Below are 23,716 nucleotides of genomic sequence, written 5' to 3'. Positions count from 1 at the left end.
CCATGCTGCTGCGTTTTACCAAAATGCACGGCCTGGGCAACGACTTCATGGTCCTCGACCTGGTCAGCCAGCACGCGCACATCCAGCCCAAGCACGCCAAGCAATGGGGTGATCGGCACACCGGTATCGGTTTCGACCAGTTGCTGATCGTCGAAGCACCGAACAATCCGGACGTGGACTTCCGCTACCGGATCTTCAATGCCGATGGCTCCGAGGTCGAGCAGTGCGGCAACGGTGCGCGCTGCTTTGCGCGCTTCGTGCTGGACAAGCGTCTGACCGCGAAAAAGCTCATCCGCGTCGAAACCAAAGGCGGCATCATCGAGCTGGACGTGCGCAACGACGGCCAGATCTGCGTGGACATGGGCCCGCCGCGGCTGGACCCGGAGCAGATCCCGTTCCAGGCTGCCGAGCAGGCGCTGAGCTACGCGCTGGAAGTCGACGGCCAGAACTACTCGATTGCCGCCGTTTCGATGGGCAACCCTCACTCCGTGCTGCGCGTCGACGATGTCCTGACCGCACCGGTGCACGAGCTGGGGCCGAAGATCGAACACCACCCGCGCTTCCCGCAGCGGGTCAACGCCGGCTTTATCCAGATTGTCGACCGCCACCGCGCCAACCTGCGGGTATGGGAACGTGGCGCCGGTGAAACCCAAGCCTGCGGTACCGGCGCCTGTGCCGCTGCCGTGGCCGCTATCAGCCAGGGCTGGATGGATTCGCCCGTGTCCATCGACCTGCCAGGCGGGCGCCTGAGCATCGAGTGGGCAGGCCCCGGCCAACCGGTATTGATGACCGGCCCTGCCGTGCGCGTCTATGAAGGACAGGTTCGCCTCTAACCGAGTAAGCGCCATGACCGATCAGCCACAGGTTTTACCCGAACAGGCCACCGACCTCGATGCCGAGGCGGTGGTTGCCTACCTGCGTGCGCACCCGGCGTTTTTTGCCGAGCACGACGAACTGCTGCTCGAACAGCAGATCCCGCACCAGCGCGGCGACAGCGTGTCGCTGGTGGAGCGCCAGCTGAAGCTGTTGCGCGACCGTAATATCGAGATGCGCCATCGCTTGTCGCAACTGATGGACGTCGCCCGCGACAACGACCGGCTGTTCGACAAGACCCGCCGGCTGATCCTCGACCTGCTCGATGCCAGCAGCCTGGAAGAAGTGGTGATGGCCGTCGAAGACAGCCTGCGCCAGGAATTCAAGGTGCCCTTCGTCAGCCTGATCCTGTTTGGTGAAAACGCCACACCGGTCGGCCGCTGGGTCAGCAATGCCGAGGCGCAACAGGCCATCGGCGCCCTGCTGGGCAGCGGCAAGACGGTCAGCGGCAACCTGCGTGAGCACGAGCTGGCGTTCCTGTTTGGCGAAGAGCAACGCAAGGACGTCGGCTCCAGCGCGGTGGCCACCCTGGAATATCAGGGCCTGCATGGCGTGCTGGCGATCGGCAGCCACGACCCGCAGCACTACAAGAGCAGCGTCGGTACGTTGTTCCTCAGCTACATCGCTGAAGTGCTTGGCCGGGTGGTTCCACGGCTCACCCAGACCCTGCGACCGGTGCGCTGATGGAGCGCCAGCTGGAGGCTTATTGCGCGCATCTGCGCAATGAGCGCCAGGTATCGCCGCACACCCAGCAAGCGTACCGTCGCGACCTGGAGAAAGTCCTCGAATACTGCGGTGCCCAAGGCATTACCAACTGGGGCGCACTGCACATCCAGCAACTGCGCCAGTTGGTTGCCCGCCAGCATCATCACGGGCAGTCCTCGCGCAGCATCGCCCGGCTGCTCTCGGCGGTGCGCGGGCTGTACCGCTACCTGAACCGCGAAGGCCTCTGCGAGCACGACCCGGCCAATGGCCTGGCGCCGCCCAAGGGCGAGCGCCGCCTGCCCAAGGCGTTGGATGCCGACCGCGCTTTGCAACTGCTGGACGGTGGCGTCGACGACGACTTCATTGCCCGCCGCGACCAGGCCATTCTCGAGCTGTTCTATTCCTCTGGTTTGCGCTTGTCCGAGCTGACCAACCTCGATCTCGAGCACCTCGACCTCGCCGACGGCCTGGTGCAGGTGCAGGGCAAGGGCAGCAAGACCCGCGTGCTGCCGGTCGGCCGCAAGGCCCGCGAGGCGCTGCAGGAGTGGCTCAAGCTACGCGGCATCAGCGCGCCGCAGGACAACGCGGTGTTTGTCAGCCGCCAGGGCCGGCGACTCGGCCCGCGGGCCATTCAGTTACGGGTCAAGGCGGCCGGCGAGCGCGAGCTGGGCCAGCACCTGCACCCGCACATGCTTCGCCATTCCTTCGCCAGCCATATGCTGGAATCGTCCCAGGACCTGCGGGCGGTGCAGGAGATGCTCGGCCATGCCGACATCAGCACCACGCAGATCTATACCCACCTGGACTTCCAGCACCTGGCAGCGGTCTACGACAGCGCCCATCCCCGGGCCAAACGCAGCAAGGGCAACGACTCATGAGCATCCAGCTGATCACCTTCGACCTCGACGATACCTTGTGGGACACCGCGCCAGTGATCCTCAGCGCCGAGACCGTGCTGCGCGACTGGCTCGAAGCCAACGCCCCGCGCCTGGGCGGCGTGGCAGTCGAGCACCTGTACGCCATCCGTGAACGCCTGGTGCAAGCCGAGCCCGGCCTGAAGCACCGCATCAGCGCCCTGCGTCGGCGCGTACTCAACCACGCCCTGCGTGACGTCGGCTACAGCGACCAGCAAGCGCAGCAATTGGCCAACGAAGGCTTCGAGGTGTTTTTGCACGCGCGTCATCAGGTCGAGGTGTTCCCTGAAGTGCAGCCGGTGCTGGAGATCCTGCGCCAGCGCTACACCCTGGGTGTGGTCACCAATGGCAACGCCGACGTCGCCCGCATTGGCCTGGCCGATTACTTCAAGTTTGCCCTGTGCGCCGAGGACCTTGGCATCGGCAAGCCGGACCCGGCGCCGTTTCTTGAGGCCTTGAAGCGCGGTGATGCGCCGGCTGAAGCCGCAGTGCACGTTGGCGATCACCCTGGCGACGATATCGCCGGGGCCCAGCGGGCCGGCCTGCGCGCGGTATGGTTCAACCCGCAGGGTAAGGCCTGGACCGGCGATAAAGCGCCTGATGCGCAGATTCAGCGGCTGTCGCAGCTGCCTGACGTACTCGCCCGCTGGCGCTGAACAGCAGCCACAAAAAAGCCCGCAGCGACGGCGGGCTTTTTTGCAGACAACCACTCAGATAGGGCGGCTGCCGTACTTGTTGTCGGGCTTCTTGGGCGGATCGGCGACCACATTGGCCTCCACTTCCTGCACCTTGCCACCGCGATTCAAGAACTCTTCCATGGCACGGGCCAGGGCGTCGCGCTCTTTCTGCTTGGCCTCCATGCTCGGCATGTCGTCTACCGTCACGGCAGCCTTGGACTTGCCTTTGGCAGCAGGTACCGGGGTGTCGTCGCCAGCGTCTTCGACGCCGTCATCGGCAGCAGCCTCAAGACCTTCATCAGCCTCGTCTTCGTCGCCTACTTCGAGGTCGTCAGTTTCCAGATCGTCGTCGCTCATGTTCTACCTCATGGCTTGCGAAAAGCAGGTTGGTTATAGACCAGTGTTGCCGTAGACCGGCAGCCACCAGTGAAAATTCAACTGGCCGTGGGTTTGGCCACTGCCCTTGAGCATGCGCTGCTGGATGAGCAGCGCTACCCTGCAGGCCCTGCTGCTGGCAGAGCCTGACGAAATCCCTGAGCCGGTGCTGGCCATACGATATTGGCAAGCCTAGCAAAGGCTGGAAGAAGCGCGAGATTAACTCTTCAGCACTCTCCGGCGCGCATTCTAGCGTGCTCGCAGAAAAAGCAAAGCTCCATAAACGCACTGCAGGTTGTAAGTTTTTGGCATCCGTCGCGAACGTAACGGATAAACCGTTTGCTCTGCACGAAACTGCGAAATTCAGACAAAAAAATGCCCGGCGAACCGGGCAATTTTTTTCGTCGTGATTACAGGTTGTAGCCACGCTCGTTGTGTTGCGCCAGGTCGAGGCCGATCGACTCTTCTTCTTCGGTGACCCGCAGGCCCATCACCATATCCAGTACCTTGAGGATGATGTAGGTGACGATAGCGGTGTAGACCACGGTGAAGATCACGCCCTTGGCCTGAATCCAGAACTGCGCGCCGATGTCGTCCACCGCGCCGAAGCCGCCCAGAGCCGGTGCCGCGAAGATACCGGTGAGCAAGGCGCCGACGATGCCGCCGATACCGTGTACACCGAATGCATCCAGCGAGTCGTCATAGCCCAGCTTGCGCTTGAGGCTGGTGGCACAGAAGTAGCAGATCACACCCGAGGCCAGGCCGATCACCAGAGCGCCCATCGGGCCCACGGTACCGGCTGCCGGAGTAATTGCCACCAGGCCTGCCACTACACCCGAAGCGATGCCCAGTGCGCTTGGTTTGCCGTGGAAGATCCACTCGGCGAACATCCAGCCCAGCGCCGCAGCGGCGGTGGCGATCTGGGTGACCAGCATGGCCATGCCGGCGGTGCCGTTGGCAGCTGCGGCGGAGCCTGCGTTGAAGCCGAACCAGCCGATCCACAGCATGGCTGCGCCGATCAGGGTGTAGCCCAGGTTGTGCGGTGCCATTGGCGTGGTTGGGTAGCCTTTACGCTTGCCCAGCACCAGGCAGCAGACCAGGCCCGCGATACCGGCGTTGATGTGCACCACGGTGCCACCAGCGAAGTCGAGTACGCCCCAGTCCCACATCAGTGCGCCGTCGCCGCTCCAGACCATGTGCGCGATAGGCGCATAGACCAGGGTGAACCACACTGCCATGAAGATCAGCATCGCCGAAAACTTCATCCGCTCGGCGAAGGCACCGACGATCAGCGCGGGAGTGATGATGGCGAAGGTCATCTGGAAGGTGATGAACACTGCTTCCGGGAAGGCCGCCGTCAGGCTGGCTGGGGTCACGCCGTTGAGGAAGGCTTTGGAGAAGCCGCCTACGAACGAGCTGAAGTTGAGCACGCCTTTTTCCATACCGGTGGTATCGAAGGCCAGGCTATAGCCGTACACCATCCACAGGATGCTGATCAGGCCGGTGATGGCGAAGCACTGCATCATCACCGAAAGCACGTTCTTGGAGCGGACCATGCCGCCGTAGAACAGGGCCAGACCTGGAATGGTCATGAACAGTACCAACGCCGTCGCAGTGAGCATCCATGCGGTGTCGCCGGAGTTCAGCGTAGGGACAGCTTCCTCGGCCAGCGCGAGGCCTGGCATTGCGAGGGACAATAGGGCGCCTAGCCCTGCGATCTGACGCAGAGTCATGTTGTTTTCTCCTGGGGCGTTGGGTTTGGTGAGGCTTTGTTGTGTCGCTTAGATCGCGTCGGTATCGGTTTCGCCGGTACGGATGCGGATCGCCTGCTCCAGATTGACTACGAAAATCTTGCCGTCACCGATCTTGCCGGTGTTGGCGGCCTTGGTGATGGCCTCGATTACCCGGTCCAGATCCTTGTCGTCGATGGCGACGTCGATCTTCACTTTGGGCAGGAAGTCGACCACGTATTCAGCACCGCGATACAGCTCGGTGTGGCCCTTCTGCCGACCGAAGCCTTTGACTTCAGTGACGGTGATGCCCTGCACGCCGATTTCCGACAGCGACTCGCGAACGTCGTCCAGTTTGAACGGCTTGATGATGGCAGTGACTAGCTTCATGAAACTCTCCCGATTTGGTGGACTTGCCCCAGGAAAACAAACCCGTCTCAAGTCTAAGCGCAGTGCTCGGCTTTGTAACGCATCGTTGGCATGGCTCGGCGTCGATCTCGCAAGTGACGCTGAACAAACGCCTCGCGGCGCGGCCTGCGCACTGCCTGGTCACAAGGACCCGCATCAGTGCATGGCTCGTAAAGGTCATTGCAGAAACCTTGCCAAAACCTGGAAATGCTCGGGAAACAGCGAGTTGCGTGGAATGTTCAGATTGGGCCAGTCGCCATCAGTGAAAACCTGCACGGTTTTGGTGCGCAGGTTATCTCCTGAATGCGCGAAAAGCGTGCGGCAAAGGGCCTTTATACCGGCGTGCTACACTTGGGCTCTTTTTTCGATCAAGCGGACAGCCCACCATGCTCGCGCCCAAAGCATTTCTAGACGCCCTCAGCGACCAGGCCTCGCGCCTGTTCAACGGTGACACTGCCCAGCCCCGCGCTGAACTGGAAAGCCAGTTCAAGGTGCTCATGCAGGGCGCCTTCAGCAAACTCGACCTGGTCAGCCGGGAAGAATTCGACAGCCAGATGGTTGTGCTTGCACGCACCCGTGCGCGGCTTGAGGCGCTGGAGAAGCAGGTTGCTGAGCTGGATGCACGGATGAGTGCGGCGCCAGCGGCGCAGGCGGCTGAACCGGCGGCGGATCAAGCGGCTTCCTAAAGGCCCCCTGTAAAACCCCGAAGCACTCTTCCCGAAGCAGCCACACAACACCCCGCTACGCTGATGACGTGCCGCAGGACGCGGCTTTCATCAGCGACTACGGAGTGTCCATGTCCCTCGCCCTTGTTCACAGCCGCGCCCAGGTCGGCGTCGAGGCGCCTGCCGTCAGTGTCGAGACCCATCTCGCCAATGGCTTGCCCACGCTGACGCTGGTCGGCCTGCCGGAAACCACCGTCAAAGAGAGCAAGGACCGGGTGCGCAGCGCCATCGTCAACTCGGGCCTGAACTATCCCGCCAGGCGCATTACCCAGAGCCTCGCCCCTGCCGACCTGCCCAAGGACGGCGGGCGCTACGACCTGGCTATTGCCCTGGGCATTCTGGCGGCCGATGCGCAGGTGCCGGTTGCCCAGCTGAGCGAGATTGAGTGCCTGGGCGAGTTGGCCTTGTCCGGTGCCGTGCGGGCGGTGCAGGGGGTACTGCCTGCAGCGCTGGCGGCACGCGATGCCGGCCGGGCACTGGTGGTGCCGCGGGACAATGCCGAGGAGGCGAGCCTGGCCAGTGGATTGGTGGTGTATGCGGTTGCCCATCTACAGGAGCTGGTCGCCCACCTCAACGGCCAGGTGCCGTTGGCGCCTTACGCGGCCAATGGGTTGGTGCTGCAGAGCAAGCCTTACCCGGATTTGAGCGAAGTGCAGGGCCAGGTGGCGGCCAAACGGGCGCTGCTGCTGGCGGCGGCGGGTGCCCACAATCTGCTGTTCACCGGCCCGCCAGGCACCGGCAAGACCTTGCTTGCGAGCCGCCTGCCTGGCTTGCTGCCGCCGCTGGATGAGCATGAGGCGCTGGAGGTGGCGGCGATTCAATCGGTGAGCGGGCGCACGCCGTTGAGCAGTTGGCCGCAGCGGCCGTTCCGACATCCGCATCACTCGGCCTCCGGGCCGGCCCTGGTCGGTGGCGGCAGTCGGCCACAGCCGGGGGAGATCACCCTCGCCCACCACGGTGTGCTGTTTCTTGATGAACTACCGGAGTTCGAGCGGCGCGTACTGGAGGTGTTGCGCGAGCCACTGGAGAGCGGCGAGATCGTGGTGGCGCGGGCCAAGGACAAAGTGCGCTTCCCTGCCCGCTTTCAGTTGGTGGCAGCGATGAACCCGTGCCCCTGCGGCTATCTGGGCGACCCCACCGGCCGCTGTCGCTGCAGCACCGAACTGATCCAGCGTTACCGCAACAAGCTGTCTGGGCCGCTACTCGATCGGATTGACCTGCACCTGACCGTGGCGCGGGAAAGCACGGTGCTGACCAACCAGCCCAGCGGCGAAACCAGTGCCGGCGTCGCTGCTGTGGTGGCCGAGGCCCGCGAGCGCCAACAACGCCGGCAGGGCTGTGCCAATGCGTTTCTCGACCTCAATGGCCTGCGCCGTTATTGCGGTTTGAGTGCAGAGGACCAGAGCTGGCTGGAGAACGCCTGCGAGCGCCTGACCTTGTCGCTGCGCGCGGCCCATCGGCTGCTCAAGGTAGCGCGGACCTTGGCTGATCTGGAGCAGTTGGACAGCATAGGCCGCGCCCATCTGGCTGAGGCGTTGCAGTACCGGCCAGGTTCGTAGATCAGCTCAGCGTGCCGGCATCACTTGCCGGCTGGGTCTTTCCAGCCACCACCCAACGCCAGAAACACGCTGATCTGCCCCATCGCCACCTGGCTGTTGGCCGCGGCCAGCTGCCCGCGCATGTCGGTGTAGGTGCGGGTCGCCTGCAGGTCCGCCAGGAACGACTCGCGCCCGGCCTGGAAGTAGCGGTGAGTCTGCTCGGCCGCTTGCTGGGCCGAACGTTCGGCCTCGGCCAACGCATCACGGCGGTCGAGCAGTGCGCTGTACTGCGCCAGCCGGGTCTGGGTTTCGCGGATGGCGTTGAGGACCACGCCGTCGAAATGGGCCAGGGCTGCTTGCGTAGAGGCCTCGGCCTCGCGAATGCGAGCACGGGTGCCGTTGGTGGGGATGGTCCAGCTGACCAGCGGGCCAAAGCCCCAGCGGTTGGTAGACGGCTCGCCGAGGTTGTCGAGGATGCCGATGGTGCCGACCTGAGCGCCGATGCTGATGTTCGGATACAGCGCACCTGTAGCGACACCGATGCTCGCTGTAGCGGCTGCCAACTGACGTTCTGCCTGGCGCACGTCAGGCCGGCGTTTGAGCAGTGCAGCGCCATCACCCACCGGGATCAACTGGCCCAGATGCGGCAGCTCGGCGCAGTCGGCAGTGCCTGCCGGCAGTTGCTCGACCGGTTTCGCCAGCAGCGCCGCCAGGGTATACAAGCCCGTCTCGCGTTCAGCCTGAAAACGCGGCAACTCAGCGCTCAACGACTTGAGCTGGGTTTGCGAGCGAGTGACCTGGGTTTCATCACCACGGCCGGCATCACGCAGGCGCTGAGTCAGTTGCACGCCTTGCTGTTGCAGGTCCAGCGACTGGCGAGCGATGTGCAGCTCTTCGTTGGCCGAGCACACCTGCGTGTAAGCCTTGACCACGTCGGCCACCAAAGTGATGCGGGCAGTGTCGGCGGCGGCCTGGACGGCGTCGGCGTTGGCCTGGGCGGCTTCGGTGCCGCGCTTGAAGGTGCCCCACAGGTCGAACTGGTAGGAGGCGCTGATGATCGCTTCGCCGATGTTTGCGACCGGGACTTTTTCCGGTTGCAGGAAGGCTTCGCCAGACTCCTGCAGGCGTTGCGCAGCAAGCTTGCCGGAACCCCCAAAGCCGCCCTGCGATTCAGCGACCTCAAGCTGGGCGCGGGCCTTGGCGATGTTGGCTGCCGCCACGCGCAGTTCGCTGTTGCTGGCCAGGGCCTGGCGTACCAGCTGGTTCAGACGCGGGTCCTGGTACAGCTGCCACCAGTCCTCCGGCACCGGTGCCGAGACCACGCTGTCGGCGTCCTGGCGCAGGGCGCCGTTGAGGTCGCTGCGCTGGACCGCAGCGTCCTCTGGTACCTGATAGTCGGGGCCGACCATCTGGCAGGCGCCGAGTGACAGGCTCAGGCCAAGCAGCAACAGGCGTTTCATGGGCGCTGGCCCTCGAGGATAGTCACTGTGGCCGTGCGGCCGGCGATCATGCGGAAGTCGGCTGGCACCTGATCGAAGGCAATCCGCACCGGGATGCGCTGGGCCAGGCGTACCCAGCTGAACGCCGGGTTGACGTTGGGCAGCAGGTTGGCGCCGCTGCTACGGTCACGGTCTTCGATGCCGGCGGCAAAGCTTTCGACGTGGCCACGCAGGCGGGTGTCGTCACCCATCACGCGGATGTCGACGGCATCGCCGATATGGATGCCGCCGAGCTTGGTCTCTTCGAAATAACCATCGACGTGGTACGAGCCGCTATCGACCACCGACAGCACTGCGCGGCCGGCGGTAACGAACTCATGGGCACGCGGGGCGCGGTCGTTGAGGTAGCCGTCGACCGGGCTGCGCACTACCGAGCGATCAAGGTTGAGTTGCGCGCTGTCGACCGCGACCTGAGCCTGATTGACCGCCGAGCGGGCGCGGGCTTCGCGCGATTGGCTTTCTTCCAGTTGCTCGGCCGCGACCAGATTGCCCAGCTTTTTATTGCGCCGGGTTTCGCGGGTGGCCTGGGCGAGGGTTTCCTGACGCTCGCTCAGGGTCGCCTGGGCGTGGCGCAGGGCCAGGCTGAAGCGGTCCTGGTCGATGCTGAAGAGCACGTCGCCGCGCTTGATCACCTGGTTGTCGCGCACCTCGACGCGCTGGATCAGCCCGGACACATCGGGAGCGATCTGGATCACGTCGGCGCGGATGTGGCCGTCGCGGGTCCACGGGGCGAACATGTAGTACACCACCATCTGCCAGATCAGCACGGCGGCAAAGGTCACTACCAGCAGGGTCAGGACCACACGGCCCAAGGTCAACAAAGGTTTTTTCATGGCAGCATCAGGCTTCGGCAAAAGTGGTCTACCGCGCCAAGCAGCACGGCATACAGGGCAACGTTGAACAACGCCCGGTGCCAGACCAGGCGGTAGAAATGCAGGCGCACCAGCACAGCGTGCACGCCAAGAAACAGCAGGTAGGTGCCGATCATCATCACCAGTAGCGTGGGCAGGAACACCCCGCTGATATCCAGTTCACCAATCACAGCGGGGCTCCATCGATGCCATCAGGCAGTTGCGCGGGGGCACTGGGCTCAAGCATCACCTCGACACCCGGCAGCAAGGCCAGGCGCAGGCCGCTCAAGGCGTGCAGCAAATGCACGCGGGCATCGCCACGGTCGTGCAGATCGTCCAGCGCCAGGCTTTGCCGGGCACGTTCCATGTTGCGCAGCAGGGCTGGCGGCGCATGCAGGCGTTCGCCGGCGCGCAGGCACTGGGCGTAGTGGGCGCCGACTTCTTCGATCACCGTTTGCAGTGCCTTGCGTGCTTGCAGGCCAGTCCGCGGCAGGTAGGCCTGCAAGTCCAGCAGGTTCAGGCCCACGCGCAGGTCACGCAGGGCCACGCCGCTGTCCTGGCCAGTCTGCGACAGCCGCGGCAGGTGTTGCATGAGGCGGTCGAGCATCTGCACACCGACTTTGCGCTGCTCAGCCAGCGGCGCTGGCTGGGTGATTTCGACGATGTCGCGCCAGGCAAAACGGGTCAGCCGTTTGGCCGCCAGCTCGACGCCGAACGGGCGCATCAGCAAGGTCCAGATAAACGCGAACAGCAAGCCCACCGGGCCTGCCAGGTTGGCATTGAGGAAGGTGAAGAAGTCGGCATCGTAGGCACCCTGGATGCTGACAAAGGTCGCGGTGTTGACGATGGTCAGCAAGGTGCCGAGGTAGAAGCGCGGCTGCACGGTGAGGGTGCCGACGCAGATGAACGGCACGGCGAAGGCCAGCACCAGCATCGGGAAGTCGTGCAGGTTGGGCAGGACCAGGAACAAGTACAGGCTGGAGAAGATCACCGACAGCATAGTCCAGAAGAAGAACCGGTAGATCTGCGGCGCGGGGTCGTCCATGGCGGCGAAGAAGCTGCAGGCGACCGCGGCGAGGATCACTGCGCTGGCGCCGTCGTGCCAGCCCAGGCCAATCCACAATGCGCAGGCGACGATGATCGCTGTAACCGTAGAGAACACCGAGTAGAGCATCAGCCCACGGTCGAAAAACGGCGTCAGCCGGCCCAGCCGCCAATGCCGGTAGACCGCCCGCCAGGGCGCGGCGTCATCGGTGCGCAAAGCATGTTGCAGGGCGCAGCAGTCCTGCCACAGGTCGACCCATTCGGTCAGTCGGTAAAGCGCGTTGGAGAGCAGCAGTTCGGGCCGCTGATCGAGCGCGGCAGCGCTTGGTTGCCGAGATTCGAGTTTGTCTCTGAGGGTGCGCCAGCGCAGCACCGAAGCATCCTCGGCGCTGCCTTGCAGCCAATCGCGAGCATCGGCCAGCAGCGGCTGAATCAGGTTGAACTGCGCTGGCGCGCGGCCTTCGAGGGCGCGCAGGGCGTCGTCGAGGGCATCAATGACCGGCAGCAGGTGGATCATCCGGCCACGCAGTTCGCGGGCATTCTTCAAGGTATGCGGGCCGGCGCCTTCGTGACCGAGCTGGCCGATCATCAGCTCAAGGCTGTTGAAGGTGGCAACCATCGAGGCGCGCAGGGCGGCGACATTGTCGACCGCGACATCACGGGCCAGGTAGCTGTCGCTGTAGCGGATCGCTTCGGCGAACCAATTGCCGGTCGAACCGACCACCACCGGCGCCAGCCGCCGCGGCCAGAAGATCGCGCCCACCACCGCTGCGCAAACGATGCCCAGGCAGATCTCCTGGGCCCGCGACGAGGCGACGTCGAACACCGCCAGCGGGTCGTCGACTACCGCCAGAGCAATCATCGGCAAGGTATAGCCCGCCAGCATCAGCACGTAGTTGTTGGCGGTGCGCAGGTTCAGCGAGAGGAACAGCAAGGTCCCTGTCCACAGGGCGATGGCCCCCGACAGCAACAACGGCGACTGTACCAGCGGCGGTACCAGCAGGATCGCCCCGCCTGCGCCGAGCAGCGTGCCGAGGGCGCGGTACAGGGCCTTGGAGCTGGTGGGGCCAACGAAAGGGCTGGAGACGATGTACACCGTAGCCATCGCCCAGTACGGGCGCGGCAGCTGCATCAGCAGGGCGATGTACAGGGCGATCATCGACGCGGCAAAGGTGCGCACGCCGTAGAACCAGTCGCGGGCAGGCGGCATCGAGCTGAAGAAGCCGTTCATGCCAGGCCCTCAATGGGCTCTTGAGCGGCGGCTTCGAAGGCTCGGATCACTCGCAGCGAGGCCTCCAGATCAGCCTGGCTGATGCCCTTGAGGATGTCACGCCGCAGACGCACCAGCTCGCCTTCGATCGACTCGGCGAGTACCCGGCCCTCGGCAGTCAGGCTCAGCGCCTTGGCCCGGCGATCGAGCGGATCTTCACTGCGACAGACCAGCCCGGCTCGGCACAGCTGGTCGAGCAGGCGCACCAGTGACGGGCTCTCCAGCCCGGCAGCGTTGGCCACCGCGACCTGATGCACGCCATCGCCCAGGCGCACGATCATCAGCAGCGGCACCGCGCAGGCTTCGGAAATACCATAGCTGGTCAGGGCTGTATGGCAGATACGCCGCCAGTGGCGTGCGCCAACCACCATGCCGCTGCTGACTTGCAGGTGCAGTGAATCGAGTGTCATGGAGTAACCGGAAATATATTCATAGTTTGCTAACTATCAATATACGCCCTGCCCCACCCCCCGCGTCAACCGCCGGCGATGAACTGCGAGGATGAAAGGTTATTCATACACTTCAGCGCTGAACCTGGTCTTCAAGCTTCATGGTCAAGGCCAGGTTGCTGCCCATCTGGATCGCCTGATCACGCCAACCCTTGTAGCGGGCCATGTTGCGGCTGCTGAAATGCACCGCCAGCTCTTCTGCTGCCTGCATCACCCCGGCGGCTGCCGCCAGCTCCAGCCAGTACAGTGCGGCCTTGATATCGGCCTCGACATACAACCCATGCAGAAAACGATGGCCGACCTCAAACCGACAGCGTGCCTCGCCCAGTTTGGCCCCGCGCATGAACCAGCGCAGCGCCTCGACCGGGTCAACCATCCATTCCTGCTCAGCGTCGCAGACTTCCTCTTCGAACAGGTCGCCCAACGCTGCGGCAGCGTGCAGCAGGCCGCCCTCGAATGCCTGGCGATAGCATTCGGCGGCTTGCTCGTAACACACCGCCACGCCTTTGCCGAAGTAGTGCTGCTGGCCAAGATTGAACCAGGCGGCAGCATTGCCCTGCAGCGCGGCCATGCGCAGCAGATGCCCAGCCAGGACCGTATCTGCCAGCCAGTACTTGCCGTTGAGCCAGATCCAGCCAAGGTCGTTCAGTGCAGCGATGTTGCCCGCCAGCGCAAGCCGGCGCAGGTCGGCATACACCGCCTGCAGGTCGACGGCTTCATCCAGGCGATTGACCAGGCCAGGGCGCTCGCCCAACTGCCCGCAGTAGCTGGGTAGACCGACACCGGTGAACAGGTGCTGACGCTGGCGCGGAGGAATCGGCACAGGGATTATCCGCGCCGGTAAAAGACGCGCGAGCAGCGAATGGATATTGCTGGCAGCAGACATGTTCATCCTCATTGAACGCTTCACAACCCAACCACAGCCGTGGTGAGGCGTGATTCTGCGGCATGCTACGACGAAACCTGTCGCGAACGATCCGAACCCAGGCAACCAAATGCAGGTTCATTGATCTGAGCGAGGTGTGGCTAATTGCCATGCGCGCCCTGTGCCGCCATTCTGGTGCGGCAAGCCTAGACAAGGACGTTTACCTTTGCCGTTCGCCACTACTCGCGCCACCCTCAGCCGTCAATGGGCCCTGCTACGTCAGCTGCCTAGCCGCTCGCCCGGCATTACCAGCGCCGAGTTGGTCTGGGGGTTGCGTGACGTCGGCTTTATCGTCAGCAAGCGCACGGTCGAGCGCGACCTCAACGAGCTTGCGTTGATCTTCCCGCTTGAGCGCAATGACAAGAGCATCCCGTTTGGCTGGCACTGGTCAGCGGCAGCGGTAAGCGAGCTGCGCGGCAATTTCGATTTGCAGGCGTACCTGCGCGGGGATGCGCTGCAGCCGGTGCAGGGTGATGGCATTGAGCTGCAGGCGTGGATCAGCGATCTGCTCGCTCGACAGTTGCGTGACGCGCCGTTGACCCCGGACATGCAGTTGACCGCGCTGGAACACGGCCACCGCCTGCGCGCGACGGTCAGCGACGGCTGGCCGCTGCGCTGGTGGCTGCTGAGTCAGGGCGACAGCCTGGTGGTCGAGCTGCCGCAGTCACTGCGTGAGGAAATCGGGCGTACCTTGAGCAGCGCTGCGGCTCAATATCAGGACTGAGCCACAGCGCCTGGCGCAGCCCTTAGCGTTGCATCCCCCAGCGACGCACGGTAACGCGCTCCAGCGTGTTGAACACCAGCCCCTCGACCAGCAAGCCGATCAAGATCACCACCGCCAGCCCGGCAAACACCTTGTCGGTGTACAGCTCGTTGCGGTTCTGGAAAATATACCAACCCAATCCGCCCTTGCCGCTGCTGGCGCCGAATACCAGCTCGGCAGCGATCAGCGTGCGCCAGGCGAACGCCCAGCCAATCTTCAAGCCAGACAGGATCGACGGCAGCGCTGCGGGCACGAGGATGTGTACGACCAGGCGCAGGCCGCGCAGGCCGTAGTTGCGCCCGGCCATGCGCAGGGTTTCGGATACACCCATGAAGCCTGCGTAGGTATTGAGTGCCAGTGCCCACAGTACCGAGTGCACCAGCACGAAGATCAGGCTGTTGTCGCCCAGGCCGAACCACAGCAGGGCCAATGGCAGCAGAGCGATTGCCGGCAGCGGGTTGAACATCGAGGTCAGGCTGCTGAGCAGGTCGCGGCCAAACTGCGTCGATACGGCGAGGCTGGTCAGGCCGAAGGCCAGCATGATGCCCAACAGATAGCCCTTGAGCAGTACCACCAACGAGACGCCGACCTTTTCAGGCAGTTCGCCGCTGAGCAGAGAATCACACAGTGCCGCAGCCGTCTGCAGGAAGCTGGGCAGCAGCAGGTCGTTGTCGGTATAGCGCGCAGCCAGCTCCCAGGCGACTGCCAGCACCAGCAGAATCACTGTCTTGCGCAGCCAGCCTTGCTGCCACAAGCGTTGGCTTAACGGTAACTGCCTTTGCAGCGGCACACTGAGCAAAGGCTCCAGCTGCACTTCATATTCCTGGCGAACAGGTGTCGTGGTCATGCCCTGTCTCCCCTCAGTAGGCGATGCGAATGTCGTTGAAGCCCAGCTCGGCGCTGTGTTCAGGCTCTGATGCCTCGTCGAACAGCAGCCGATGGATGCGCTTGGCACTGGCCTGGAAATCACTGGCACCCAGGCTGCCCAGGTCGTACTGATGGCTGTGTACTTCAGCGCGAACTCGCCCTGGATGCGGCGACAACAGCAGAATGCGGTTGCCTACAATCAGTGCTTCTTCGATCGAATGGGTGACGAACAAGAGGGTGAAACGCACCTCCTCCCACAACAGCAGCAGCTCTTCCTGCATCTTGCGACGGGTCAGGGCATCGAGTGCAGCGAACGGTTCGTCCATCAACAGGATCTTCGGCTGGGTGGCCAGCGCACGAGCAATCGCTACCCGCGCTTTCATGCCACCTGACAGCGTGTGCGGGTAGGCGTCGGCAAACGCTGCCAGGCCCACCTTCTCCAGGTAATGCAAGGCACGTTGCTCAGCCTCGTTGCGTTTGAGCTGGCCGGACACCAGCAGCGGGAACATGACATTCTGCTTTACGGTCTTCCAGGGCGGCAGTTGGTCGAACTCCTGAAACACCACAATACGATCAGGACCTGGCCCTTGCACCGCTTGGCCCTGCAGACGGATCTGCCCTTCGCTGGGCTCGATGAAGCCGGCAACTGCCTTGAGCAAGGTAGATTTGCCGCAGCCCGAGGGGCCTAGCAGAACGAAGCGATCAGCCTGGTCGATCTCGAAACTGACCTGATGAGTGGCGCGCACCACCTGCTGCGCGGTGCGGTATTCAAGGCTTACGTTATCCACAGCCAGCAACGCCGGCGTGGCTACACGGCTCAGCTTGCTGGCCGCGTGGCCTGGCAAAGGGACGCTCATCGGCGATCAGCTCCCCTGCAGAGGACGGGCGTCCTCGAAGAAGTAGTCCTGCCATGACGCGGGTTTGTTCTTGATCGCGCCGACTCGATAGAGGAATTCAGCCAAGGGGTAGGTGTTTTTCGGGGTGATGGTGAATTCGTACTGCGGGTTGTCGATCAGTCGAATCAGCGCGTCACGGTCGATCTTGGCCTTGGTCACGCGGATGTAGGTATCGGCTGCGGCCGCCTTGTCGTGCTGAGCAAAATCAGCCGCTTCGGCAAGTGCGGCGACAAAGGCTTTGTAGGTTTTCGGGTTGTCGTTGCGGAATTTTTCGGTGGCAAACAGCAGGGTCGGCGAGTTGGGACCCAGCAAGTCATAGCTGTTGAGGACAATGTGCACGTTCTTGTTGGCCAGCACCTGGTCCTGGAACGGCGGGTTGGAAAAATGCCCGTTCAGTTCGGTGCCGCCGGCCAGCAGTGCTGCGGTGGCATCGGGATGCGGGACAGCGAGGGTGTATTTGTCGAGGCGGTTGTATTCCTTGTCACCCCACTGCTTGGCGGCAGCGTACTGGAGGAAGCGCGACTGGACTGACACCCCTACGGCCGGCACCGCGATGCGGTCTTTCTCGGAGAGGTCGGCGATGGTTTTGACATTCGGATTGCTGCTGACCAGGTAGTACGGGAAGTTGCCCAGCGATGCCACGGCCTTGACGTTCTGCCGGCCTTTGGTCCGGTCCCAGACCGTCAGCAGTGGGCCGACACCGGCGCCGGCGATATCCACCGATCCGGACAGCAATGCGTCGTTGATCGCCGCGCCCCCTGATAACTGTGCCCAGTCGACCTTGATGTCGAGGCCTTCTTCCTTGCCGTGCTTTTCGATCAGTTGCTGGTCACGCACTACGTTGAGCAGCAGATAGACGATACCGAACTGCTCGGCGATGCGAATCTTGCCTTCGGCATGTGCCGCGACCGGCGCTGCCAGGGTGCCAACGGCCAGGGTCGCGCCCAGGGTGATGCTTGCCGCCAGGCGGCTGATGGATTTGCGCATGGTGAGTTCTCTCGGTCGTCAGAACGGGGCATCGCCCTGGATGGTGGTGCGGAAAAGTTTGCGCCGCAGGTGTGCTGGGCAGCCGGCGGCCAGATGGATCAGCGAGCGGTTGTCCCAGAACACCAGATCATGCGGCTGCCACTGATGGCGGTAGATGTTCTGTTCAAGAACACTCAGGGCGTACAGCTGCTGCAGCACATCACGGCTCTCGTCTGCCGGCAGGCCAACGATGCGGGTGGTGAAGCCTTCGCTGACGAACAGCGCCTTGCGGTGGTTTTCCGGATGGGTGCGTACGATCGGGTGAATCACCTCCTGAACCTGCGCGAGCTGCTCGGCAGTAAGGGTCGGGCGCCAGTTGCCTTCAAACTTGGTCTCGGCATACCGCGCTGTATACGAATGCGCGGCATCACGGCCGGAGATGACCTTGCGCAGGGCATCGGGCACGGCGTCCCAGGCTTTGTGCATATCAGCGAACAGAGTATCGCCGCCTTCGCTGGGCAACTCCTGGGCGTGCAGCATCGAACCGAGGCTGGGCAGTTCTTTATAGGAAAGATCGGAGTGCCAGAATTTACCCGCATCGCCCAAGCCAACGTTCTGGCCGTTTTCGACAATGTTGGAAACGATCAGTATCTCTGGATGACCCGGCAGCAGGAACTGTTTGAGCACATGGATCTGTAGCTCGCCGAAGCGTCGGCTGAACGCAATCTGTTGTTCGGGAACGATGCGCTGGTCACGGAAAACCAGCACGTGATGGTCGAGGTGAGCGCGATGGATACGCTGGAAGTCTTCGCTGTTGACCGGCTGAGCCAGGTTCAGGCCGATGACTTCGGCACCGACTGCGCCGGCAAATGGACGAACCTCGAAGGGTTGCGAGGGTGCGCTGTCGTTGCTCGACAAGGCGCTGGAGACGGCTGGCATGTGTCACTCCCACATAGTGCGCGATGCAAAAGGCGCGCAACGATCAGAAACGCACGCGGGACTCCCGTGTGGATTCACATCGTGCGGCGCGCCGATTGGTCGGCAGGTACGCAGTGGAGTGACTATAAAGTCATAAGAACATTATTTTAAATACCGTTAGTGCATATACATATGAACGGCTGCTCAGATCAAACCGCCTTCAGGCTCTTCTTCGATCAGGTTACTCAGTCCACCCAATGCACGCCGTGCGCTGGAGCGGCTGAGCAGCTTGGCCTGAGCGCCGGCCGGCAGGTCGGTAATGCTCAGCACGCCTTTGTTGGTCAGCACTTCGATCAAGTCCTCGAGCACCCGGATCATGTCCAGATCGCTCTGTTTGAGCTGGTTGAGGCTGTTGCCGACAACATCGTCGGCCAGCCAATGCAGGACCTCGACGTGGTCACCCGGCAGGGTTTCGGTATGGCCTTCAAAAGCCTTGGCGTCGACCCGCGACAGGCGCCCATCGGCGTCGCGCTGCACGTAATACAGGCTGTGATCCGTTGTCACGGTGAATCCTTCTGGTTGCGATAGGGGCAGGATAACGCTTGAGGTAGCCCAACACGAATCCGGCCTCGTTGCAGGCAAGCTGCGACGAGGCCGGAATTGAATCAGTGCACAACGCCAGCAGCAGTTGCCTGCTGCTGGCGGGTGAACATCAGCCGTTGTGGTTGTCGACCTTGATCAACGGATCGGCACCGCTGATCAGCGAGTTGATGGAGCTGTTCGACCAGTTGACGCCCTGCACGGTGATAGTGGTATCGACGTGATTGGTGCCATCTTGAACGTTGAGCTTGCCATCGCTGCTGATCTGCAGAACGGTGTCACCTTGCACGGTGGTCATCTTCAGATAGTTGTCGATGGTGCTGCCCTTCTCGCCCTGGAGCAGTTCGCTGAGGTCGATGCGGTCGCCTTCGGAAGCCTTGAAGTCGGTGATCACATCGTTGCCGGTGTGGCCCGCTTTCCAGACGAACAGGTCGGCACCGCTGCCGCCGGTGAGGGTGTCGTTGCCCTTGCCGCCGATCAGCGTGTCGTTGCCGGCACCGCCGAAGATGTTGTCGTTACCGTCGCCGCCCAGCAGCGTGTCATTGCCGCTGGTCCACGCCGGTGCCGCCAGGCCAGCTGCGCCTGGGCCGGTACCTTGAATGGTCACGTACAGGTGCGCGGTGTCGGTATCGCCGTCCGGCTGGGTCAGCTTGTAATCGAACTGATCCATGTGGCCGACGCCGTCTTTGCTCGCAGTCGGGGTGTAGGTGTACGAGCCGTCTTTGGCGATCACCAGGCTGCCGTACTGACCGTCGACGGTGGTGCCGCCTGTTGGTACATCGACCCAGGCGCCGTTGACCTTGATTGCCAGGGTCGAGACTTCGCCGTCAGTGCCCCACACGTCGTTGCCAGCCACAGTGCCAGTGACAGGGGTGGCAGTCCACTCGACCACGGGGGCGCCAGGTACGGTGACTTTGAAGTCGTCGAAGCTGACCGAGGCATTACCCGTGTAGAAGCTGCTGGTGTCGTCATGCACGCTCAGTTGCACGCGGTACTGGGCGTTCGCTTCCAGCGCATCGGTGGTGATGGTGGAGGTACCGTTGGCGATCGAGCCGCCTCCGGCCACGGTCCAGTTGACGCCATCGGTGCTCTTGAACAGCGTCCAGGCCGCAGTGTCTTTCTCGGTCGAAAACCAGTAATTCACTGTCGACAGCGAAGCTACCGCCTTGAACGACATCGTCTCGCCGCCCACCGCTTTGTACAGCGGGGTCAGGATCGAGGCATCGCCGTTGCTATTACCGTTGCGATCCGTCAGCACGAGGGTCGGATTGCTGCCGCTGCTGACACTGGCATCCGCCGTGGTGCCGACCACCGAACTCACCTGCCAGCGGCCGGTGTCGGCTGCCGGGTTAGGCGTGTCGCGATCAACTGCGTTCTCGAACCGCCACTGGCTCTTCTCGCCGCTTGTGAAGCTGGCCAAGGTAACGTCGGTTGGCGCGCCCATGACCGTTTTCGAGGTCAGTGTGGCGGTCACGTCGTCGTTGCCAGCGATTGGGTCGCTGCGGTCGTTGACAGTCAGGGTCAGCGACGAGGACGCGGTGTTGCCAGCAGCATCCTTGACCGTGAACTTGACCACTGCCGACAGCGAATCGGCCGTGTCGAAGTTGTCCTTGCCCGAGAAGGTGTAACTGCCATCGGACTTGATCACTACCTTGCCGACATTGCCCAGGTCGAGGGTCTTGGAGTCGGTGGCACTGGTGAACGAGTAAGTAACGCCGTTGTACTCAACCGACGTCAGCTTCCAGCCGTTGCTGGCCCAGCCAGCGGTACCGCTGGTGGCGTTGTCGGTGACGTTGCCGGACACCGCGCTGCCGCCAACGCTACCCACCAGCGCCTGAGTCAGGGCGCTGAGCGAGGTATCGACGACCAGCACATGGTTGTCATTCACACCTTGAGTGATGGAACCGGCGGTTTCACCTGGCTTCCAGCCGATCGGCTCGAGGTAGTTCTTGTCGGTATTGCTCAGCCCGCCGAAGCCCACAGCGAAGGAGTCATTGAAGCCTTTCTGGTCAAGGAAGTTGATCCAGTTGTTTTCATTGGCGCCCTGGCCGCTGGTAGGCACGCCGTCGGACATGAAGATGTTGACCAGCTTGTTGCCGCCCGGCGGCGGCGCTGTGTAGTTGTTGATGACCGTGTTCAGGGCACTGTTGTAGTAGGTCTGGGTGCCAGCCTTGAGGGCGTCGATGGCCGCATAGGCGTCATCCAGGTTGGTGAACCAGCCGCCATCTTTACCGGAACTGTGGAAGGTGGCACTGGAGCCGAACGACACGATAAACACCGAATGCACGGTACCGGAGTCGAACAGGTTCTTCACCGCTTCCTTGAGCATCTGCAGGCGCGAGGTATACGGCCCGCTACCATCCGGGTCGCTGCCGCCGTCGCCGTTGCCCTTCGGCCCCATACTGCCCGAGCGGTCGAGGACCAGGACCACATCAGCGCCACCCCCGGTGCCGCTCTCGATGATCGAAGCGCTGCCAGGCGCGGTGATGACCGGGCCTTTGTCGTTGTCGATGATGGTGCCGGTGGCGACGTTCTGGCTGCCCACCGCGAGGTTCTCGAACACCTGATTGGTGTCGTTGACCTGCTTGATGGTGGCGGTCAGCGTCTCGCTGCTTTCGATCTTGGTGTCGTCGAAGGTCTTGACGTTGAACTCGACGCTGCTCTTGCCACCATTGATGGTCACGCTGGTTGGCAGCGTACCTTCAATGTCGCTGGCATCAGCATTGCCGGACCATTCCAGGTTGACCGAAACCGACTTGCCGGTTGGCACACTGATCGAGTTGCCCGACTTGTCGACCAGCTCGACCTTGTAGGTCAGGTTGCCGCCTTCGTTGACCGAACCGGTACCGACCATGCTGATCTTGGCGTAGACGGTATCGATGGTGTCGGCGATATCGGCAATCGCGGTTGCGCCGGTTTCGATCTTCTCGTAGTTGCCACCGGTGCCGCTGACCACGGTCGCAACCAGCTTGCTGGCGTCCTTGAAGACGTCTTCGGTGTTCGGATTAGGTACGCTCAGCGTGCCTTGGCCTTGGCTGTTGATCGAGACGTTGTAGTTGCTGGCGCCGACTTTGACGACCAGTACCACTGGGTCGCTGCCAGCCTGCGGCGGCTTGCTCATCTGGAAGTTGAAGATGACGTCGGCGTCAGCTTCAGTCGCAGCTTGCGGCGTGATGATTACGCTGACAGGGGTTTCGGTGTCAGCAATTTGTGCTGTGCCAGTCGCGCCGGTTTCGATCTTCTCGAAGTTACCGCCGGTGCCGCCGGTGACGGTGGCGACCAACTCGCTAGCGTCTTTGTACACGTCTTCGCTGTTCGGGTTCGGGACCTGGATGGAGCCCTTGCCGTTGCTGTCGATGTTGACGGTGTAGTCAGTGCTGCCAATGCGCACGTTCAATACGACTGGCGCGCTGCCGGCCTGAGGCTTGTCGCTCAGCTCGAAGTTGAAGGTGACCTTGGCATCAGCCTCGGTAGCCGGAACGCCAGTGACCTTAACGGTGACTGGGGTCTCGGTGTCAGCGATTTGCGCTGTGCCGGTCGCGCCAGTGGCAATCTTCTCGAAGTTACCGCCGGTGCCGCCGGTGACGGTGGCGACCAGTTGGCTGGCGTCCTTGTACACGTCTTCGCTGTTCGGGTTCGGGACCTGGATCGAGCCCTTGCCGTTGCTGTCGATGTTAACGGTGTAGTCGGTGCTGCCGATGCGCACGTTCAGTACGACTGGCGCGCTGCCGGCCTGAGGCTTGTCGCTCAGCTCGAAGTTGAAGGTGACCTTGGCATCAGCTTCGGTTGCCGGAACGCCGGTGACCTTGACGGTGACAGGGGTCTCGGTGTCAGCGATTTGCGCTGTGCCGGTCGCGCCAGTGGCGATCTTCTCGAAGTTGCCGCCAGTGCCGCCGGTGACAGTGGCGACCAGTTGGCTGGCGTCCTTGTACACGTCTTCGCTGTTCGGGTTCGGGACCTGGATCGAGCCTTTGCCGTTGCTATCGATGTTGACGGTGTAGTCGGTGCTGCCGATGCGTACGTTCAGGACGACCGGATCGCTGCCAGCCTGAGGCTTGTCGCTTAGCTCGAAGTTGAAGGTGACCTTGGCATCTGCTTCGGTGGCCGCAACACCGGTGACCTTGACGGTGACTGGGGTCTCGGTGTCAGCGATTTGCGCTGTGCCGGTCGCGCCAGTGGCGATCTTCTCGAAGTTGCCGCCAGTGCCGCCGGTGACAGTGGCGACCAGTTGGCTGGCGTCCTTGTACACGTCTTCGCTGTTCGGGTTCGGGACCTGGATGGAGCCCTTGCCGTTGCTGTCGATGTTGACGGTGTAGTCGGTGCTGCCGATGCGTACGTTCAGGACGACCGGATCGCTGCCAGCCTGAGGCTTGTCGCTTAGCTCGAAGTTGAAGGTGACGTTGGCATCGCCTTCTTTCGCCGGTACGCCGGTGACTGTCACAGTCGTGGTATCGATGGTGTCTTCGACGGCAACAGTGGTGGTCGCGCCGGTCAGATCGACGGCTTCGAAGTCACCGCCGTTGACCGCGGTTACAGTCGCGGTGACTTCGCTACCGTCTTTGTACACGTCTTCAACGTTGGTATTCGGGACCGACAAGGTGCCCTTGCCATCAGCGCCAACAGTGACGGTGTAATCAGTGCCACCGACGTTAACGGTCAAGGTAGCAGTGGTACCCGCCTGCGGCGGATTGCTCAGCTGGAAGTTGAAGGTGAGGTTCGCATC

At 62.8% G+C, this 23,716-nt stretch carries 22 protein-coding genes; 7 read left to right on the top strand and 15 right to left on the bottom strand.

The genetic code is table 11. The features are described 5' to 3' along the window. The first annotated feature begins 2 nt into the window (after positions 1 to 2). Genes dapF through M2396_RS17220 form a run of 4 tightly spaced genes read left to right on the top strand, consistent with a single transcriptional unit; the run spans position 3 to position 3,148 of the window. Positions 3 to 833 carry a diaminopimelate epimerase gene (gene dapF / locus M2396_RS17235; protein WP_101322640.1) on the top strand — a complete coding sequence of 277 codons (831 nt, stop codon included), beginning with the start codon at positions 3 to 5 and terminating at the stop codon, positions 831 to 833. Positions 834 to 846: 13 nt separating this feature from the next. After that, positions 847 to 1,557 (top strand): DUF484 family protein, encoded by a 711-nt coding sequence (locus tag M2396_RS17230; protein WP_101322641.1) that lies wholly within the window; start codon positions 847 to 849, stop codon positions 1,555 to 1,557. Then, positions 1,557 to 2,456: a tyrosine recombinase XerC gene (xerC, locus tag M2396_RS17225; RefSeq protein WP_101322642.1), complete on the top strand. Its 900-nt coding sequence runs from the start codon at positions 1,557 to 1,559 to the stop codon at positions 2,454 to 2,456. Before M2396_RS17230 ends, xerC begins: the two co-directional genes overlap by 1 nt. Further along, entirely contained in the window at positions 2,453 to 3,148 is a 696-nt protein-coding gene (locus M2396_RS17220) for an HAD family hydrolase (protein WP_188036881.1), read from the top strand. The genes xerC and M2396_RS17220 overlap by 4 nt, the downstream gene beginning before the upstream one ends. Positions 3,149 to 3,202: 54 nt before the next feature. Here M2396_RS17220 and sutA read toward each other — a convergent pair whose 3' ends face one another. The 3 genes from sutA to glnK all read right to left on the bottom strand — a co-directional run bounded on the left by sutA (position 3,203) and on the right by glnK (position 5,664). Then, positions 3,203 to 3,526, bottom strand: a complete 324-nt coding sequence (sutA, locus tag M2396_RS17215) for a transcriptional regulator SutA (RefSeq protein ID WP_101322644.1) — start codon at positions 3,524 to 3,526, stop codon at positions 3,203 to 3,205. A 428-nt stretch (positions 3,527 to 3,954) separates the two neighbouring features. Beyond that, complete coding sequence (locus tag M2396_RS17210) at positions 3,955 to 5,277, bottom strand: ammonium transporter (protein WP_259076592.1); 1,323 nt, start codon at positions 5,275 to 5,277, stop codon at positions 3,955 to 3,957. Positions 5,278 to 5,325: 48 nt separating this feature from the next. Further along, positions 5,326 to 5,664 (bottom strand): P-II family nitrogen regulator, encoded by a 339-nt coding sequence (gene glnK, locus M2396_RS17205; protein ID WP_002555808.1) that lies wholly within the window; start codon positions 5,662 to 5,664, stop codon positions 5,326 to 5,328. A 404-nt stretch (positions 5,665 to 6,068) separates the two neighbouring features. Here glnK and M2396_RS17200 point away from each other — a divergent pair, with 404 nt between their 5' ends. Continuing rightward, positions 6,069 to 6,368: an accessory factor UbiK family protein gene (locus tag M2396_RS17200; RefSeq protein WP_181109146.1), complete on the top strand. Its 300-nt coding sequence runs from the start codon at positions 6,069 to 6,071 to the stop codon at positions 6,366 to 6,368. Positions 6,369 to 6,478: 110 nt separating this feature from the next. Beyond that, positions 6,479 to 7,966 (top strand): YifB family Mg chelatase-like AAA ATPase, encoded by a 1,488-nt coding sequence (locus M2396_RS17195; protein ID WP_188036882.1) that lies wholly within the window; start codon positions 6,479 to 6,481, stop codon positions 7,964 to 7,966. A 20-nt stretch (positions 7,967 to 7,986) separates the two neighbouring features. Here M2396_RS17195 and M2396_RS17190 read toward each other — a convergent pair whose 3' ends face one another. From M2396_RS17190 to M2396_RS17165, 6 genes are all read right to left on the bottom strand, one after another. After that, complete coding sequence (locus tag M2396_RS17190) at positions 7,987 to 9,405, bottom strand: efflux transporter outer membrane subunit (RefSeq protein WP_188036883.1); 1,419 nt, start codon at positions 9,403 to 9,405, stop codon at positions 7,987 to 7,989. Next, a complete protein-coding gene (locus M2396_RS17185) occupies positions 9,402 to 10,277 on the bottom strand; it encodes an HlyD family secretion protein (protein ID WP_150571428.1) in 876 nt (291 codons plus the stop codon). The genes M2396_RS17190 and M2396_RS17185 overlap by 4 nt, the downstream gene beginning before the upstream one ends. Beyond that, entirely contained in the window at positions 10,274 to 10,486 is a 213-nt protein-coding gene (locus M2396_RS17180; protein WP_101322650.1) for a DUF1656 domain-containing protein, read from the bottom strand. The genes M2396_RS17185 and M2396_RS17180 overlap by 4 nt, the downstream gene beginning before the upstream one ends. Beyond that, complete coding sequence (locus M2396_RS17175) at positions 10,483 to 12,570, bottom strand: FUSC family protein (protein ID WP_259076255.1); 2,088 nt, start codon at positions 12,568 to 12,570, stop codon at positions 10,483 to 10,485. Before M2396_RS17175 ends, M2396_RS17180 begins: the two co-directional genes overlap by 4 nt. Next, positions 12,567 to 13,019, bottom strand: coding sequence for a MarR family winged helix-turn-helix transcriptional regulator (locus M2396_RS17170; protein ID WP_150571430.1), 453 nt, complete (start codon positions 13,017 to 13,019; stop codon positions 12,567 to 12,569). Before M2396_RS17170 ends, M2396_RS17175 begins: the two co-directional genes overlap by 4 nt. A gap of 112 nt (positions 13,020 to 13,131) precedes the next feature. After that, positions 13,132 to 13,944 (bottom strand): tetratricopeptide repeat protein, encoded by an 813-nt coding sequence (locus M2396_RS17165; protein ID WP_259076253.1) that lies wholly within the window; start codon positions 13,942 to 13,944, stop codon positions 13,132 to 13,134. A 205-nt stretch (positions 13,945 to 14,149) separates the two neighbouring features. On the opposite strand from M2396_RS17165, the gene M2396_RS17160 reads away from it, so the two are divergent. Next, complete coding sequence (locus tag M2396_RS17160; protein ID WP_101322654.1) at positions 14,150 to 14,707, top strand: WYL domain-containing protein; 558 nt, start codon at positions 14,150 to 14,152, stop codon at positions 14,705 to 14,707. Positions 14,708 to 14,729: 22 nt separating this feature from the next. Here M2396_RS17160 and M2396_RS17155 read toward each other — a convergent pair whose 3' ends face one another. From M2396_RS17155 to M2396_RS17130, 6 genes are all read right to left on the bottom strand, one after another. Beyond that, positions 14,730 to 15,593 (bottom strand): ABC transporter permease, encoded by an 864-nt coding sequence (locus M2396_RS17155; RefSeq protein ID WP_259076249.1) that lies wholly within the window; start codon positions 15,591 to 15,593, stop codon positions 14,730 to 14,732. 13 nt (positions 15,594 to 15,606) lie between these two features. Then, positions 15,607 to 16,470: an ABC transporter ATP-binding protein gene (locus M2396_RS17150; protein WP_259076247.1), complete on the bottom strand. Its 864-nt coding sequence runs from the start codon at positions 16,468 to 16,470 to the stop codon at positions 15,607 to 15,609. Between the two features lie 6 nt (positions 16,471 to 16,476). Further along, positions 16,477 to 17,496, bottom strand: a complete 1,020-nt coding sequence (locus M2396_RS17145; RefSeq protein WP_150573223.1) for an ABC transporter substrate-binding protein — start codon at positions 17,494 to 17,496, stop codon at positions 16,477 to 16,479. Between the two features lie 18 nt (positions 17,497 to 17,514). Continuing rightward, positions 17,515 to 18,414 (bottom strand): TauD/TfdA dioxygenase family protein, encoded by a 900-nt coding sequence (locus M2396_RS17140; protein WP_409035107.1) that lies wholly within the window; start codon positions 18,412 to 18,414, stop codon positions 17,515 to 17,517. Positions 18,415 to 18,597: 183 nt separating this feature from the next. Then, positions 18,598 to 18,939 (bottom strand): tryptophan synthase subunit beta, encoded by a 342-nt coding sequence (locus M2396_RS17135; RefSeq protein WP_101323136.1) that lies wholly within the window; start codon positions 18,937 to 18,939, stop codon positions 18,598 to 18,600. Between the two features lie 166 nt (positions 18,940 to 19,105). Beyond that, the coding region (locus M2396_RS17130) for an immunoglobulin-like domain-containing protein (protein ID WP_259076242.1) at positions 19,106 to 23,716 on the bottom strand (4,611 nt) is incomplete at its 5' end.

This window comes from Pseudomonas sp. BIGb0278 (assembly GCF_024809895.1).
Classification (GTDB): Bacteria; Pseudomonadota; Gammaproteobacteria; order Pseudomonadales; family Pseudomonadaceae; genus Aquipseudomonas; species Aquipseudomonas shirazensis.
The sequence above is the reverse complement of the archived record's forward strand: the minus strand, read 5'-3'. Positions and strand labels throughout refer to the sequence as shown.